12 protein-coding genes are annotated in these 15,325 nt (G+C 72.2%); 7 read left to right on the forward strand and 5 right to left on the reverse strand.

What is annotated here, in order from left to right:
• Positions 1–6: 6 nt before the first annotated feature.
• The 3 genes from DP939_RS12095 to DP939_RS12105 are packed head-to-tail and all read right to left on the reverse strand — an operon-like array spanning position 7 to position 4,535.
• Positions 7–939 carry a hydroxymethylglutaryl-CoA lyase gene (locus DP939_RS12095; protein ID WP_113980773.1) on the reverse strand — a complete coding sequence of 311 codons (933 nt, stop codon included), beginning with the start codon at positions 937–939 and terminating at the stop codon, positions 7–9.
• Positions 936–2,918, reverse strand: coding sequence for an acetyl/propionyl/methylcrotonyl-CoA carboxylase subunit alpha (locus DP939_RS12100; RefSeq protein WP_113980774.1), 1,983 nt, complete (start codon positions 2,916–2,918; stop codon positions 936–938). The genes DP939_RS12095 and DP939_RS12100 overlap by 4 nt, the downstream gene beginning before the upstream one ends.
• A gap of 6 nt (positions 2,919–2,924) precedes the next feature.
• The gene (locus tag DP939_RS12105) at positions 2,925–4,535 is read right to left on the reverse strand and encodes a carboxyl transferase domain-containing protein (RefSeq protein WP_225878191.1); all 1,611 of its coding nucleotides are present in this window, start codon (positions 4,533–4,535) and stop codon (positions 2,925–2,927) included.
• Positions 4,536–4,606: 71 nt separating this feature from the next.
• Here DP939_RS12105 and DP939_RS12110 point away from each other — a divergent pair, with 71 nt between their 5' ends.
• The 4 genes from DP939_RS12110 to DP939_RS12125 all read left to right on the forward strand — a co-directional run bounded on the left by DP939_RS12110 (position 4,607) and on the right by DP939_RS12125 (position 8,032).
• Entirely contained in the window at positions 4,607–5,251 is a 645-nt protein-coding gene (locus tag DP939_RS12110; protein WP_450097539.1) for an SACE_7040 family transcriptional regulator, read from the forward strand.
• A 94-nt stretch (positions 5,252–5,345) separates the two neighbouring features.
• Positions 5,346–6,185 carry a PadR family transcriptional regulator gene (locus DP939_RS12115; protein ID WP_147267962.1) on the forward strand — a complete coding sequence of 280 codons (840 nt, stop codon included), beginning with the start codon at positions 5,346–5,348 and terminating at the stop codon, positions 6,183–6,185.
• Positions 6,182–7,153 carry an ATP-binding cassette domain-containing protein gene (locus DP939_RS12120; RefSeq protein ID WP_113980778.1) on the forward strand — a complete coding sequence of 324 codons (972 nt, stop codon included), beginning with the start codon at positions 6,182–6,184 and terminating at the stop codon, positions 7,151–7,153. The genes DP939_RS12115 and DP939_RS12120 overlap by 4 nt, the downstream gene beginning before the upstream one ends.
• Positions 7,154–7,177: 24 nt before the next feature.
• Positions 7,178–8,032, forward strand: coding sequence for an ABC transporter permease (locus tag DP939_RS12125; protein WP_113980779.1), 855 nt, complete (start codon positions 7,178–7,180; stop codon positions 8,030–8,032).
• A 74-nt stretch (positions 8,033–8,106) separates the two neighbouring features.
• On the opposite strand, the gene DP939_RS12130 is transcribed toward DP939_RS12125, so the two are convergent.
• On the reverse strand, positions 8,107–9,168 hold the full coding sequence (locus tag DP939_RS12130; RefSeq protein ID WP_113980780.1) for a hypothetical protein: 1,062 nt from the start codon (positions 9,166–9,168) through the stop codon (positions 8,107–8,109).
• 217 nt (positions 9,169–9,385) lie between these two features.
• Between DP939_RS12130 and DP939_RS12135 the strand changes: the two genes are divergently transcribed.
• Together DP939_RS12135 and DP939_RS12140 are read left to right on the forward strand one after the other, a co-directional pair.
• Entirely contained in the window at positions 9,386–11,602 is a 2,217-nt protein-coding gene (locus DP939_RS12135) for a thiamine pyrophosphate-dependent enzyme (RefSeq protein ID WP_113980781.1), read from the forward strand.
• 166 nt (positions 11,603–11,768) lie between these two features.
• Positions 11,769–13,310: a glycosyltransferase family 39 protein gene (locus DP939_RS12140; protein WP_147267963.1), complete on the forward strand. Its 1,542-nt coding sequence runs from the start codon at positions 11,769–11,771 to the stop codon at positions 13,308–13,310.
• On the opposite strand, the gene DP939_RS12145 is transcribed toward DP939_RS12140, so the two are convergent.
• Complete coding sequence (locus DP939_RS12145; protein WP_225878192.1) at positions 13,307–14,446, reverse strand: magnesium and cobalt transport protein CorA; 1,140 nt, start codon at positions 14,444–14,446, stop codon at positions 13,307–13,309. The genes DP939_RS12140 and DP939_RS12145 overlap by 4 nt on opposite strands.
• A gap of 150 nt (positions 14,447–14,596) precedes the next feature.
• On the opposite strand from DP939_RS12145, the gene DP939_RS12150 reads away from it, so the two are divergent.
• Complete coding sequence (locus DP939_RS12150) at positions 14,597–15,319, forward strand: M50 family metallopeptidase (RefSeq protein ID WP_113980784.1); 723 nt, start codon at positions 14,597–14,599, stop codon at positions 15,317–15,319.
• Positions 15,320–15,325 lie beyond the last annotated feature (6 nt).

A 15,325-nucleotide genomic window follows, 5' to 3' on the forward strand; every position in this document is an offset into this window, starting at 1 on the left:
GCTGCCTCACTTCCCGGATAGGGCCTGGACGACGCGTGACGGGCTGGGACGGCCGAGCCTGGCGGCCATCCAGGCGCCGGTCTCGACGAGGGCGGCCAGATCGACGCCGGTCTGCACGCCCAGCCCGTGGAGCATCCAGACGAGGTCTTCGGTGGCCAGGTTGCCGGTGGCGGACTCGGCGAACGGGCAGCCGCCGAGGCCGCCCGTGGACGCGTCCACGACGGTGATGCCGCGCTGGAGCGCGGCCAGGGTGTTGGCCAGGGCCTGGCCGTAGGTGTCGTGGAAGTGGACGGCGAGCCTCCCGGGGCCGACGTCGCAGGCGGCGAACGCGTCCAGCAGCGCCGCGACGTGGCCGGGGGTGGCGACGCCGGTGGTGTCGCCCAGGGAGAGTTCGTCGCAGCCGAGGGCGAGCAGGTCGCGGCCCACGGCGACCGTGCGTTCGATCGGCGTCGGCCCCTCCCAGGGGTCGCCATAGCACATCGACAGGTAGCCGCGCACCCGCATGCCCTCCTGGCGGGCTCGCGCGACGACCGGGGCGAACATCTCCATCTGCCCGGCCACGCTGCGGTTCAGGTTGCGCTGGGCGAAGGTCTCCGTGGCGCTGCCGAAGATCGCGATGTCGGTCACCCCGAGCGCGAGGGCCCGGTCGAGCCCGCGTTCGTTGGGCACCAGGACGGGGTAGCGCACGCCGGCCCGGCGGGGCATCGCGCCGAGCAGCTGCTCGGCGTCGGCGAGCTGGGGCACCCACTTGGGGTGGACCAGGCTGGTCGCCTCGATCGTGGTCAGCCCGGCGGCGGCCAGCCTGCCGATCAGCTCGGCCTTGACCTCCACCGGCACGATGGCGGCCTCGTTCTGCAGGCCGTCCCTCGGGCCGACCTCGTAGACGGTCACCCGTTCCGGCAGTCCGGGCGTCGGCACGGTGTACGGCTCGCGCATCATGCCTGCTCCCCCTCCTTGACGACGGCCAGCACCGCGTCCATCTCGACCTGCGCGCCTGCGCGGACCGGCAGCTCGGTGACCACGCCGCCGACCGGGGCGGTGACGGTGTGCTCCATCTTCATGGCCTCCACGATCAGCAGCGGCTGTCCTTCGGCGACCGTGTCGCCGGGTGCGGCCTTGACCACCAGGACCGTGCCGGGCATCGGGCTGCGCACCACGCCGTCGCCCGCGCCGCCCTGGCGCTCGCGGTCGCCGGGGTCGCCGAGCAGGTGGCGGGCCACGTTCCAGGCCGCGCCGCCGGCGCCGAGCCACACCGAGTCGCCGTCCGCGGCCAGGGAGTACCGTCTGGCGACCCCGTCGAGGGTGACCAGCGCCTCGCGGTCGCCCCGCGTGTCGAGCCGGGCGGCGGCCGTCCAGTCGCCGATGCGTACGGCGGCGCCCGAGCGGGGCACCCCGCGGACCTCGACGCGCGTGGTGTCGCCGCCCCTGGGCGCGAGCCGCCAGGTGGTCCAGGCGTGCTCGCCGACCCGCCAGCCGTCCGGGACCTGCCAGGGGTCGGCGGGCCCGGCGGGGGCCAGGCCGTCGTGGAAGGCCAGCGCGGCGGCGGCCAGTACGTCGCGGGGCGGTACGGCGGGCGGCACCAGGTCCGCAAGCCGCCGTTCGACCAGGCCGGTGTCGAGCGTCCCCGCTCGGACCTCGGGATGGGTCAGCAACGCCCGCAGGAACGGGATGTTGGTGGTCAGCCCGAGGATCACCGTCTCGGCGAGCGCGTCGGAAAGCGCCCGCAGCGCGCCCGCGCGGTCCGGCGCCCAGGCGATGACCTTGGACAGCATGGGGTCGAAGCCGCCGCCCACCACGCCGCCCTCGGCGATCCCGGAGTCGACCCGCACGGTGGCGTGGTCGCCGCGCGCCCCGGAGTCCGGCTCGCGCAGGACCAGCAGCGGGCCTCCGGTGGGCAGGAACGAGCGGGCCGGGTCCTCGGCGTAGACGCGGGCCTCGACGGCGTGGCCGGTCAGGCGTACCTCGTCCTGGCCGAACGGCAGCGGCTCCCCGGCGGCCACCCGCAGTTGCAGCTCCACCAGGTCCAGGCCGGTGACCAGCTCGGTCACCGGGTGCTCGACCTGCAGCCGGGTGTTCATCTCCATGAAGTGGTACTCGCCGGTGGTGCCGTCCACGATGAACTCGACCGTGCCCGCACCGGCGTAGCCCACCGCGCGCGCGGCCTCGACGGCAGCGCCGCCCATCCGCTCCCTGACCTGCGGCGTCAGGAACGGCGAAGGGGCCTCCTCGATGATCTTCTGGTGCCGGCGTTGCAGGCTGCACTCGCGTTCGCCGAGATGCACGGCCCCGCCGTGCCCGTCGGCGAGGATCTGGATCTCGATGTGCCGCGGGTTCTCCACGAAGCGCTCGATCAGCAGCGTGCCGTCGCCGAACGCGGCGCGGGCGGTACGGCGGGCCGACTCGACCGCGCCGGGCAGCTCGGCCGCCTCGCGGACCACGACCATGCCCTTGCCGCCGCCGCCCGCCGACGGCTTGACCAGCACCGGGAACCCGACCCGCGCGGCGGCCTCGGCGAGGTCGTCGGCGGGCTCGGCGCCGCCGGGCACCACGGGCACCCCCGCCGCCGCGACCGTGGCCTTGGCCCGGATCTTGTCGCCCATGGCCTCGATCGCCTCCGGCGGCGGACCGGCGAAGGCCAGCCCGGCCTCGGCGCAGCGGCGGGCGAAGGCGGGGTTCTCGGCCAGGAAGCCGTAGCCGGGGTGGACCGCCTGCGCCCCGGTGGCCAGCGCGGCGGCGACGATCGCCTCGATGTCGAGGTAACCGGGCACCTCCACCGACACGTCGGCGTCGGTGGTGTGACGCGCGCCCGCGTCGGCGGCGGTGTGCACCGCGACCGCACGTACGCCGAGCCGGCGCAGGGTGCGGATGACGCGTACCGCGATCTCGCCGCGGTTGGCGATGAGGACCGTCTCGAACATCGAACCTCACATCCGGAAGACGCCGTAGCCGACGTCGTCGAGGGGGGCGTTGGCCGCCGCGCCGAGGGCCAGGCCGAGCACGGTCCGGGTGTCGAGCGGGTCGATCACCCCGTCGTCCCACAGCCGGGCGGTGGAGTAGTAGGGGTTGCCCTGGCGCTCGTACTGTTCCCGGATGGGGAGCTTGAACGCCTCCTCCTCCTGCGGGGTCATCCCGGGGCGTACCGTGGCCAGCACGTTCGCCGCCTGCTCGCCGCCCATCACCGAGATCCGGGCGTTGGGCCACATCCACAGGAAGCGCGGGGAGTAGGCGCGGCCGGCCATCGCGTAGTTGCCCGCGCCGAAGGAGCCGCCGATCACGACGGTGAACTTGGGGACCCGCGCGCAGGCCACGGCGGTGACCATCTTGGCGCCGTGCTTGGCGATGCCGCCCGCCTCGTACGCCTTGCCGACCATGAAGCCGCTGATGTTCTGGAGGAAGACCAGGGGGATGGACCGCCGGTCGCACAGCTCGATGAAGTGCGCGCCCTTCAGGGCCGACTCGCTGAACAGGATGCCGTTGTTGGCGATGATCCCGACCGGGTGGCCGTGCAGCCGGGCGAAGCCGGTGACCAGCGTCGGGCCGTACTCGGCCTTGAACTCCCGCATCCGGCCGCCGTCCACCAGGCGGGCGATCACCTCGCGCACGTCGTAGGGCACGCGCGGGTCGGGCGGGACGATGCCGTACAGGTCGCGCGGGTCGTGGGCGGGCTCCTCCGCGGGGGCGACCTCCCACGGGGACGGCGGTCGCGGACCGAGGGTGCTCACGATGTCGCGGACGATGGCCAGCGCGTGCGCGTCGTCCTCGGCCAGGTGGTCGGTGACGCCGCTGGTACGGGCGTGCAGGTCGCCGCCGCCCAGCTCCTCCGCGCTCACCTCCTCGCCGGTGGCCGCCTTGACCAGCGGCGGGCCGCCCAGGAAGATCGTGCCCTGGGCGCGGACGATGACGGCCTCGTCGCTCATCGCCGGGACGTAGGCCCCGCCCGCGGTGCACGAGCCGAGCACGGCGGCGATCTGCGGGATGCCCCTGGCGGACATGGTGGCCTGGTTGTAGAAGATCCGGCCGAAGTGCTCGCGGTCGGGGAAGACCTCGTCCTGGGCGGGCAGGAACGCGCCGCCGGAGTCGACCAGGTACACGCACGGCAGGCGGTTGTGAAGAGCGACCTCCTGGGCGCGCAGGTGCTTCTTGACGGTCATCGGGTAGTAGGTGCCGCCCTTGACGGTGGCGTCGTTGGCCACCACGACGACCTCGCGGCCGCTCACCCGGCCCACTCCGGTGATGATCCCGGCGGCGGGGGCGGCGTCGTCGTACATGCCGGTCGCGGCGAGCGGCGACAGCTCAAGGAAGCGCGAGCCCGGGTCGAGCAGGGCGTCGACGCGATCTCTGGGGAGCAGCTTGCCGCGCTCGACGTGCCTGGCCCGGGAGCGTTCGGGGCCGCCCGCCGCGGCGACGGCCAGTTTCTCGCGCAGTTCGGCGGCCAGCCGCTCGTTGGCCGCCGCGTTCTGCTTGTACGCCTCGCCGCCGGGATCGACCGCCGACCGGAGTACGGGCCACGCGTCCCCACCGCCTCGTTCGCGCACGGGCACACCACCTCCTGGCTTCTGAATACGGATGTTAGTGACCATTAACGTAACCGTCTACCATGCCAAGGGTGACACCGCCTTCGGAATCGCCCCGTTCGACCCCTACCCCGCACGGCACCGCCACGGCCAGACCGCCTGGGGGCGGCCGGGCGCGGGGGTCGCGGCGCGCGGAGATCCTGCGGGCCGCGGCGGCGCTGTTCGCCGCGCGCGGGTTCCACGGCGTCTCGATCGAGGACATCGGGGCGGCGGTGGGCACGTCGGGGCCCGCCCTCTACCGGCACTTCACCGGCAAGGACGCGCTGCTGGCGGAGATGCTGCTGGACATCAGCGAACGGCTGCGCGCGGCGGGCGCGGCCGTGGTGACCTCGGCGGACGGTCCACAGGAGGCGCTGGACGCGCTGCTCGCCGGGCATGTGGCCTTCGCCCTCGGCGACCCGGCCCTGATCACCGTGCACGACCGGGAGCTGGACAACGTCCCCGAGTCCGCCCGGCGGGCCATCCGGCGGCTGCAGCGCCTGTACGTCGAGGAGTGGGTGACCGTCCTCAGCGAGCTGCACCCGGCCTGCCCGCAGGCGCGGTTGCGGGCGGCCACGCACGCGGTGCTGGGGTTGCTGAACTCCACGCCGCACAGCGCGGGCGAGCTGCCCGCAGAAGCGATGGCGGGCCTGCTGCACACCATGGCCCGCGCGGCGCTCTCGTCGGCCGGAAGTTAGCGGACACTAACACTTGCGCTTTGCCCTGATATGGGCTTGTCGTCTCAACTATCTAGATATATCGTTAATGTATCTCGATAGTTGAGGAGTACTCATGAACAACGGTGGCGATCGGCACTGGGCGGCCGGCGGAGCGGGACATGGTCATCGGGGCTTCCCGGGCCACGGCCCATCGTCCTGGCACGGCCCGGCCGGCGGACCGCCCGCCCACCGGCCCGGCGCGCCTCCGGGCCACGGCGAGCCGTCGTGGCGCGGGGATCCTGGGAGCGGGCCGCCATGGTGGGCGGTGGCCGCGGCACGCGGGGTGGAGGACGACCCCTGGGAGGCAGAGGAGGTCACGGAGGCGCTGACGCGCGGACCCTACGCCCCGGCGATACCGCCGCACCCGCCCGGGGCGGTGATCCCGCCGCACGTTCCGCCCCCCGGCCCGGAGTTCGCGCCGAGGGTACGGCGGGGCGACGTACGCGCGGGCACGCTGGCCCTGCTGCGCGAAGGCCCGCGCAACGGCTACCAGATCATCGAGGAGATCGCCCGCCGCAGTCTCGGCGTGTGGCGGCCGAGCCCCGGTTCGGTCTACCCGGCCCTGCAGCAACTGGAGGACGAGGGCCTGGTCCAGGGCCGCGAATCGGGCGGCAGCCGGGTCTACGACCTCACCGAAGAGGGCAGACGCCATGTTGAGGCGCGCGCCGCCGAGCTGGCCGAGCCATGGGCCGCGGTGATCAGGAGCGTCCCGGAGGACCGGCACGAACTGCGGCTGCTGTGGGGACAGGTCGGCGAGGCGTTCCTGCACCTCACGCGGACCGCCGACGACAAGCAGGTGGCCGCCGCCAAGCGGCTGCTGAAGGAGACCAGGCGGGGATTCTTCAAGATCCTCGCCGACGACTACGACAGCGCGGACGAGATCGATCCACGACCGACGGAGGAAGCCGAATGAGTCAGGCTGCGGTCGCCGTACAGGGCCTGCGCAAGAGTTACGGCAAGGTCGAGGCCGTCAAGGGCGTGGAGTTCACGGTCGCGCCCGGCGAGGTGTTCGGCTTCCTCGGGCCCAACGGCGCGGGCAAGACCACGACCATCAGCATGCTGTGCACGCTGGTCAACCCGACCGGCGGCACCGCCCTGGTCGCCGGGCACGACGTCGTCAGCGAGCGCGACGAGGTACGGCGCAACATCGGCCTGGTCTTCCAGGACCCGACGCTCGACGGCTACCTCAGCGCCGAGCAGAACCTGATGTTCCACGCCGAGCTGTACGGCCTGCCCAAGAGCGCGGCAGGCCCGCGGATCAGGCAGGTCATGGAGATGGTCAGGCTCTGGGACCGCAAGGACGCCAAGGTGAGCACGTTCTCCGGCGGCATGAAGCGCCGCCTGGAGATCGCCCGCGGCCTGCTGCACTCGCCGCGGGTGCTGTTCCTGGACGAGCCGACGGTCGGCCTGGACCCCCAGACCCGCGCCGCCATCTGGGGATACATCAATGACCTGCGCCGCAGTGAGGACATCACGATCTTCATGACGACGCACTACATGGACGAGGCGGAGTACTGCGACAGGATCGCGATCATCGACCACGGCGAGATCGTGGTGATCGACTCCCCCGAGGCGCTCAAGGCCAGCGTCGGCGAGGACCGGGTGCAGATCCAGACCGGCGACGACGAGGCCGCCATCGCCGCGCTGCGGGACCGGTTCGGCCTGGAGGCCGCCGTGCGCGAGGGACAGGTGACCTTCGCCGTGGCCTCCGGCGAGCAGTTCGTCCCGCGCCTGTTCGCCGAGCTGGGCATGCCCATCAAGGCGGTGAGCGTGGCCAGGCCCTCCCTCGACGACGTGTTCATGTCCTACACCGGCTCCACCATCCGCGACGCCGAGTCCGGCTCGGACAACGCGTGGGTGCGCGCGATGGTCCGCCGCTGACCCCCCGAAAGGTGATCGAAGACGATGACGAGCGACGCGATTGCCGTGCGCGTGCCGCGCCGCAGCGCCGCGCACGACCTGCGCGCGGTGAAGGTGGTCCTGCACCGTGAGATGCTGCGCTTCCTCAACGACCGCACGCGCATGATCTCGATGCTCATCCAGCCGGTGCTCTGGCTGTTCGTGATGGGCACGGGCCTCGGCACCCTGGTGTCCGGGGCGATCCCCGGCCTCGACTTCCGGACGTTCATGTACCCGGGCATGATCTCGATGACGGTGATCATGACGGCGATGTTCTCCGCGGGGTCGATCGTGTGGGACCGCGAGTTCGGCTTCCTGCGCGAGATGCTGGTGGCCCCGGTGAGCCGTACCTCGATCGTGGTCGGCAAGTGCCTGGGCGGGGCCGTCGTGGCCACCGCCCAGGGGATCGTGATCCTGGCGCTGGCGGGGGCGGTGGGCGTGCCGTACGACCCGGTGCTGATGCTCACGCTGCTCGGCGAGATGTTCCTGGCGGCGTTCACCATCACCGCGTTCGGGGTGATGATGGCCGCCCGGATGAAGAACATGCAGTCCTTCTTCGGGCTCATGCAGGTGGCCATCATGCCGATGATGTTCCTGTCCGGCGCGATGTTCCCGCTGGCCAACCTGCCGTCCTGGCTGCACGTGCTGACCACGGTCAACCCGCTCACGTACGCGGTCGATCCGATGCGCCAGGCGGTGTTCGGCTCGCTCCACGTCGCGCCGCAGGTCGACGCGATGCTCAACCCGGGGGTGAGCTGGTTCGGCGCCAAGCTGTCGATCGGCCTGGAGCTGGGGCTGGTCACGGCCATCGGCGCGGTGCTGCTGGGCGTGGCCGTCGCGCAGTTCCGCAGGGCCGACTAGCGCGGGCGGCGGGACGGGAAGGGCCCGGGACCATGAGGTCCCGGGCCCGTTGTGCGTGTCACGAGCCGGTACGGCTACCGCCGGACCCGCACGTGGTCGCGCTTGCTGGTGGAGCCGTACGCGTCGGAGTCACCGGCGAAGACGACCTTCCACTGACCCGACTTCCACGCCTTGGCCTTGGTGTAGAACTTGCCGCTCCAGATGGACCACGTCGACTTGACGTACTGCCACCTGTGCGAGCCGTCGGCCTTGAAGTACAGCCGCACCTTGGACCTGTAGCCGTCCCAGCTCCAGCCGTCCCGCACCTGCAGGACGCCCGCGAACCTGAGGTACCTGCCGCGCTTGACGGGCTCGTTGTAGGCGTCGAACTTGACGATCCTGCTGTCCGCCTTCTCCGGGGGCGGAGGAGGCGTGGGGCGGACGACGCGGACGTACTCGGGCCGGCTGACCGACCCTTCCGAGTCGGAGCCGCCCGCGTACTCGGCACGCCACAGACCCGAGGTCCTGGCCGTGACGCGCGCCCAGAAGCGGCCGTGCCGGTCGGTCGTGTCACTGGTCACGTCCACCCAGCGGTGCCACCTGTGGCCCTTGAACTGGATCGTGACCCGCTGGCCGGCGTAGCCGTCCCAGCCCCTCGGGCCGTCGGCCAGCAGCTTGCCGTCCACCGAGACGGTGTCGCCCCTGCGGACCTCGCGCGGATCGGCGTCGAAGCCGACGATCCGCGTGTCCCGCACCTGCCGGACGGCGAACGTCGCGCTCTTGGAGTCGTTGCCGTCCTTGTTGGAGGCGATGGCGAGCAGGGTCCAGGACCCGCCGGCGCTCGCCCGGTCGAAGGTCTTGCTCGCCGTCCAGGCCTTCTTGCCGTCGCCCAGGTCCCGGGACTGCAGCGTGAGCTGCGTGCCCACGCTGATGCCCGGCGGCTTGAGCTGGAGTTCCACGTTCTCGGGACCGTTGGCGGTGATGAAGCCGAACTCGGCGGTGACCGGCGCGCCCTTCACCACCACCGCGGAGGGGGAGACCGTCAGAGCGGAGACGGTGGGGGCCGTCGCCGCCGTCGCGGAGGCCGCGGGGGCCAGAGCCAGTGCCCCGGCGCCCATGACCGCCGCCACGATGGCGGTCTGGATGCGTTTCAACATACGGGTGACCATCCTTCCCCGTCGACTCAAGGTCGGGTCGGAACGCGGCATGAGGGTGCCACGTCTGCTCTCTTCTAGAAGACGGCTTTACCTTCCGATTGGTTGTAAATATTGACAAACTGTCATTTTTAGTGGTCAGCCGGGACCGTTCCACCCAGATGCACCGGATGTCGGCGGGCGGCAAGACGGGACCGGCCCGCCGCGCCATAATCGGAACGTGGCGCGCGACATTGTTGAGACCCATTTCACCGACGCGGTTGCCGCCCTGCGAGCAGGGACGACCCGTGACCCCGACCTTCCGATCACCGGCGGCACGACGCTGACCGGACGCCGATGCCAGGAGTTGTTCGACCACCAGGTCGGCAGCCGCCTGCTCGACATCGCCGCCCGCGTCCTGCGCCAGGAGGACAAGGGCTTCTACACGATCGGCTCGGCGGGGCACGAGGGCAACGCGGCGGTCGCCGCCGCCGTCCGGCTCGACGACCCCGCGCTGCTGCACTACAGGTCGGGCGCGTTCTACCTGACCCGCTCGGCCGCCGCCGGACGGCTGCCCGAGGAGGGCATGCGCGACGTGCTGCTCGGCCTGACCGCCTCGGCGGAGGAGCCCGTGGCCGGCGGCCGGCACAAGGTCTTCGGCCACCCCGAGCTGGCGATCATCCCGCAGACCTCCACGATCGCGAGCCACCTGCCCCGCGCGGTGGGCGTCGCCTTCGCCATCGACCGGGCCCGCGCGCTGCGCCTGGCCTCGGGGCGGCGCGACGACGCCATCGCCGTGTGCAGCTTCGGCGACGCCTCGATCAACCACGCGTCGGCCCTGTCGGGGCTCAACACCGCCGCCTACGGCGCCTTCCAGTCCATGCCCATGCCGATTTTGTTCGTCTGCGAGGACAACGGCATCGGCATCAGCGTCCGCACCCCGGCGGGCTGGGTCGAGCGGTCCGTGCCGCGCGGCATCGAATACTTCACCGCCGACGGAGGCGACCTGGTGGCGGCCTACGAGGCGGCCCGCGCGGCGGCCGATCACGTCCGCGAGCGGCGTACGCCCGCGCTGCTGCACCTGAAGACGGTCCGGCTGATGGGGCACGCCGGGTCCGACGTGGAGTCCTCCTACCGCACCGGCCGCGAGATCACCGCCGACCTGGACCGCGACCCGCTGGTGGCGACCGCCCGGCTGCTGGTCCAGTCGGGCCTGACCACGCCCGAGGCGCTGCTGAACCGCTACGAGGCCGCCCGCGAGCACGTGCTGCGGATGGCGATGGAGAGCGCCAGGCGGCCGAAGCTGACCTCCGCCGCCGAGATCGTCGCCCCGCTCGCGCCCCGCCGCCCCGAGCGGGTCGCCGCCGCGGTGACCGCGGTCGCCGAGCCCGCCGCGCGCGACCGCGCCTTCGGCAGGGCGCTGCCGGAGGATGAGGGGCCGCTGACGCTGTCCCAGGCGATCAACCGCACGCTGGCCGACGCGCTGGCCGCCGGCCAGGGGGTGCTGGTGTTCGGCGAGGACGTCGCGCGCAAGGGCGGCGTCTACGGCGTGACCCGCGGCCTGCAGAAGCGCTTCGGGGCGGGCCAGGTGTTCGACACGCTGCTCGACGAGCAGGCGATCCTGGGCCTCGCGCTCGGCACCGGGCTGTCGGGCATGCTGCCCGTGCCGGAGATCCAGTACCTGGCCTACCTGCACAACGCGCTCGACCAGATCCGCGGCGAGGCGGCCACGCTGTCGTACTTCTCCAGGGGCCACTTCCGCAACCCGATGGTGGTCAGGGTGGCCTCCTACGCCTACCAGAAGGGGTTCGGCGGCCACTTCCACAACGACAACTCGATCGCCGCGCTGCGCGACATCCCGGGCGTGGTGATCGCCTCCCCCGCCCGGCCCGACGACGCGGCGGCCATGCTGCGCACCTGCCTGACGGCGGCCAGGACCGACGGGTCGGTGTGCGTGTTCCTGGAGCCGATCGCCCTGTACACCACGCGCGACCTGTTCGACGAGGGCGACCGGGGCTGGGCGGCTCCGTACACGCCGCCGTCCCGCTGGGCCGAGACGCACGTCCCGATCGGGCGGGCGCGCAGCTACGGCGACGGCCGTGACCTGACCATCGTCACGTTCGGCAACGGCCTGCGGATGAGCCTGCGCGCCGCCGTCCGGCTGACCTCGGAGGGGTACAGCTGCCGGGTGCTCGACCTGCGCTGGCTGTCCCCGCTGCCGACCGCCGACCTGCTGGAGGCCGCCCAGCTCACCGGCAAGGTGCTGATCGCCGACGAGACCCGGCGCACCGGCGGGGTGTCCGAAGGCGTCGTCGCCGAGCTGCTGGACGCCGGGTTCACCGGCCAGATCGCCAGGGTCACCTCGCACGACTCCTTCATCCCGCTCGGCGAGGCGGCGAACCACGTGCTGCTGTCGGAGGCCGAGATCGAGGAGGCCGCGCGCAAGATGCTCGGCTGAGGGGCCCGCGTCCATCGACCGGAACGCGTTACAACCGCCCTCGTGCCAAGCACTGTCCGCGGCCCAGATCAGGCGGTCACGGCGGGCGGGCGAGAACCGGTTGCAGCCGCAACGATTTTTACCGAACCGGTTGCGGGCCGCCTGCCGCCGACATACGTTTTCGCAGGTGACGACACGTCAAGCGGCCACACCGGCCGCCCCGGCAGCCGTTGGCGTGCCCGCGATCGCCTGGCGGCCGGTGCTCGTTCTCACCGCCTTCTACTGGGCGGTCCTGGTGGCCGTGTCCGCCCGGTACGGCTTCCACCGCGACGAGCTGTACTTCATCGAGGCCGGGCGGCATCCCGCCTGGGGCTACCCCGACCAGCCGCCGCTGCTGCCGCTGCTGATGCGGGCGATCACCGAGGTGTCCGGCGAGTCGATGGTGGCCGTCCGGGTGGTCGCGGCGTCGATCGTGGCGGCGGGCGTGGTGGTCGCCGCGCTGACCGCCAGGGAGCTGAACGGCGGGCGCACGGCCCAGCTCATGACCGCCGCCGCCTACGCGGTCTCCCCGTTCATCCTCAACATCGGGCACAGCCTCTACACCGTCACCGTGGACCTGCTGGCGACCACGGCGCTGATCTGGCTGCTGCTGCGCTGGGTCCGGACCGGCCAGGCGGTGTGGGCGCTGACGGCGGGGGCCGCGGCGGCGGTGGCGCTACAGGCGAAGTACCTGGTGGCGTTCGTCCTGGCCGCGATACTCGCGGGCATGCTGATCGCCGGGCCGCGCGACCTGCTGCGCCGGGCCGCGCCGTGGGCGGCGGCGGTGGTGGCGATGATCCCGTCGATCCCCTCGCTGCTGTGGCAGCACGCGCACGGCTGGCCGCAGCTCGGCATGGCCGAGGCCATCGGCGCGAACGACGACTTCCTCGGACGGCCCGGCTTCCTGCCCTACCTGGTGATCCTGACCGGGCTGCTCACCTCGCCGCTGTGGGCGTACGGCTGGGTGCGGCTGTTCCGCTCGCCCCGGCTGCACCGCTACCGGTTCCTCGGCTGGGCCTATCTCATCCTGGTGGTGAGCTTCCTGGCGGCCGGAGGCAAGCCCAACTACCTGGCGGGCCTGTGGGCGGCGCTGTGGGCGGCGGGCGCGGTCGAGCTGGAGTCCCGGCTGGCCGCCGCGCGCTGGCCGCGGCCGGTCCTGCCGGGGGTGTACGCCGTGGCCGGTGCGCTGGCCGCGGTGATGTCACTGCCGATCTACCCACTGGCCTGGCTGGCCCGCAGCCCGCAGGCCACCAACAGCGCGACCACCGAGACCGTCGGCTGGCCCGCGCTGGTCGCCGAGGTGGCCCGGGTTCGTGACACGCTGCCCCCCGCCGAGCGCCCGCTGGTGACGATCATGGCGGACAACTACGGCGAGGCCGGGGCCATCGACCTGTACGGCGGGCGCTACGGCCTGCCTCCCGCGCACAGCGGCCACAACGGCTACTGGCACTTCCGCGTCCCCGCCAGGGACGGCGGCCCCACGATCTTCGTCGGCCCGCGCGGAGCGGCGGGCCGGGCGTACCTCGCCCGCTTCTGGCACGAGGTCACCCCCGCCGGGCGGATCGACAACGGCGTGGGCCTGGCGAGCAAGGAACAGGGCCGGACGATCTGGATCTGCCGCGGCCAGCGCGCCCCGTGGCGCGAGCTGTGGCCGAGCTTCGCCCACCTGGGGATGACCGGCCGCGCCTAGAGCCAGTCGCGGCGCTTGAACACCACGTAGAGCGTCACGCACACGGCCGCCATGAGCATCACCGCGAAGGGATAGCCGAGCGACCAGTGCGTCTCGGGCATGAAGTCGAAGTTCATTCCGTAGATCGTGCCGACGAGCGTCGGGGCGAACAGGATGGCCGCCCAGGCGGAGATCTTTTTGACCTCCTCGCTCTGCGCGTAGCTGGCCTCGGTGAGCTTGGTCATCTCCAGGCTCTGCGCCTGGCTCACCAGGGTGGAGTTGACCACCAGGATGTCCTGGAGCAACTGCCGGAAGCCGGCGATCCGCTCCACGACGGTGATCGCGTGGTCGGCGACGTCGCGCAGGTAGCTCTGCAGCTCCTCGTCCACCCCGTACTTGGCGGACCCGGCGACGAACCCGTCGAGCATGTCGAGCAGCGGCAGGGTGGCCCGCTGGAACTCGATCACCTCGCGGGACAGCTCGTAGATGCGCCGGGACACCGCCGGGTCGCCGCCGAAGACCTGCACCTCGATCTCGTCGATGTCGTTCTGCAGGCCGCCGACCACCGGGGCGTAGCCGTCCACCACCGCGTCCAGGATCGCGTACAGCACGGCCTGGGGGCCCTGGCGGAGCAGGGCGGGCTCCGACTCCATCCGGCGGCGTACGGCCGACAGGTCGGGGGCCTCGCTGTGCCGTACGGTGATCACGTAGTTGGGGCCGACGAAGACGTGCAGCTCGCCGAAGTCGACCTCCTCGACCTCGTCGTGGTAGCGGGCGGCGCGCAGCACCACGAAGAGCGTGTCGCCGTACCGGTCGGCCTTGGGGCGCTGGTGGGCGACGATCGCGTCCTCGACGGCCAGTTCGTGCAGGCCGAACTCCTCGGCGACCTTGACCAGCTCCCAGTCCTTGGGGCGGTACAGGCCGATCCAGGCCATGCTGTCGGGGGTGTTCTTCAGGCTGTCGAAGGCGTCGGCCAGCGACGAGGGCGTGTCCACCCGCCTGCCGCCGACGTAGAGGGCGTTGTCGATCACGCTGGGCCGGGAGTGCGGGGCCCCGTCGCCGCGCGGGTCCATGGACCGCTCGGGGGCGGGCTCGTCGGCCCTGCGGCCGGAAGGTCGCAGAAAGGCACGCATCCCACGCGGTCGCCGATCGCTCAAGATCCGCCTCCCCTCTTCCGCCGCCGTTAGGCGTTCTGCCCGGATTCCGAAGTTTAGTCGGGCTCGCTGAACGAATTCCGGAGCCCGGATCTCCACACGGTTGCCACGGAGGGTCGCGGGAGGGTCGTTCTTGGTGCAGGCTTTACACCGATGGAATCTCTGAACGAGGTGTGGGTCCATCTGACCACGACGCGCGACGCTCCCCCCACCTGGGCGATCCTGGTGGCGGCGCTGGTGGCGCTGGTGGCGGTGGGATCGGCGGTGTCCTGGCGGGTCTCGCGCGGCCTGATCACGATCGCGCACGAGGGCGGTCATGCGCTGGTCGCGGTGCTCACGAGGCGCAAGCTGCAGGGCATCCGGCTGCACTCCGACACCTCGGGGGTGACCCTGACCCGGGGCAGGCCGACCGGGCCGGGCATGATCCTGACGGCTCTGGCGGGCTATGTCGCGCCGTCGCTGCTCGGGCTGGGCGGGGCGTGGCTGATCTCGCAGGGCCGTGTGACGCTGCTGCTGTGGGCGGTGCTGGTGCTGCTCGCGTGCATGTTGCTGCTGATCCGCAACCTGTTCGGCGTGCTGTCGCTGGTGGTCACCGGGGGCGCGGTGTTCGCGCTGTCGTGGTTCGCGGCCGATGAGGTGCAGGGCATCTGCGCCTACCTGGCGGTGTGGTTCCTGCTGTTCGGCGGGGTGCGTCCGATCATGGAGCTGCAGCGCAAGCGGCGCAGGGGGCGCGCGCCCGACAGCGACGCCGACCAGCTGGCCCGGCTGACCGTGCTGCCGGGCGGCTTCTACATCCTGTTCTTCCTGCTCGTGGCGGTCGCCTCGCTGGCCGGCGGGGTGGCGCTGCTGGTCCCGCTGCCGCTGACGTTCGCCTGATCAGCG

Source organism: Spongiactinospora rosea, assembly GCF_003315795.1.
GTDB lineage: Bacteria > Actinomycetota > Actinomycetes > Streptosporangiales > Streptosporangiaceae > Spongiactinospora > Spongiactinospora rosea.

Coding starts and splice junctions, on each gene's coding strand:
- DP939_RS12095 (WP_113980773.1), bottom strand. CDS start 939: ATGATGCGCGAGCCGTACACCGTGCCGACGCCCGGACTGCCGGAACGG.
- DP939_RS12100 (WP_113980774.1), bottom strand. CDS start 2,918: ATGTTCGAGACGGTCCTCATCGCCAACCGCGGCGAGATCGCGGTACGC.
- DP939_RS12115 (WP_147267962.1), top strand. CDS start 5,346: ATGAACAACGGTGGCGATCGGCACTGGGCGGCCGGCGGAGCGGGACAT.
- DP939_RS12120 (WP_113980778.1), top strand. CDS start 6,182: ATGAGTCAGGCTGCGGTCGCCGTACAGGGCCTGCGCAAGAGTTACGGC.
- DP939_RS12125 (WP_113980779.1), top strand. CDS start 7,178: ATGACGAGCGACGCGATTGCCGTGCGCGTGCCGCGCCGCAGCGCCGCG.
- DP939_RS12130 (WP_113980780.1), bottom strand. CDS start 9,168: ATGTTGAAACGCATCCAGACCGCCATCGTGGCGGCGGTCATGGGCGCC.
- DP939_RS12150 (WP_113980784.1), top strand. CDS start 14,597: ATGGAATCTCTGAACGAGGTGTGGGTCCATCTGACCACGACGCGCGAC.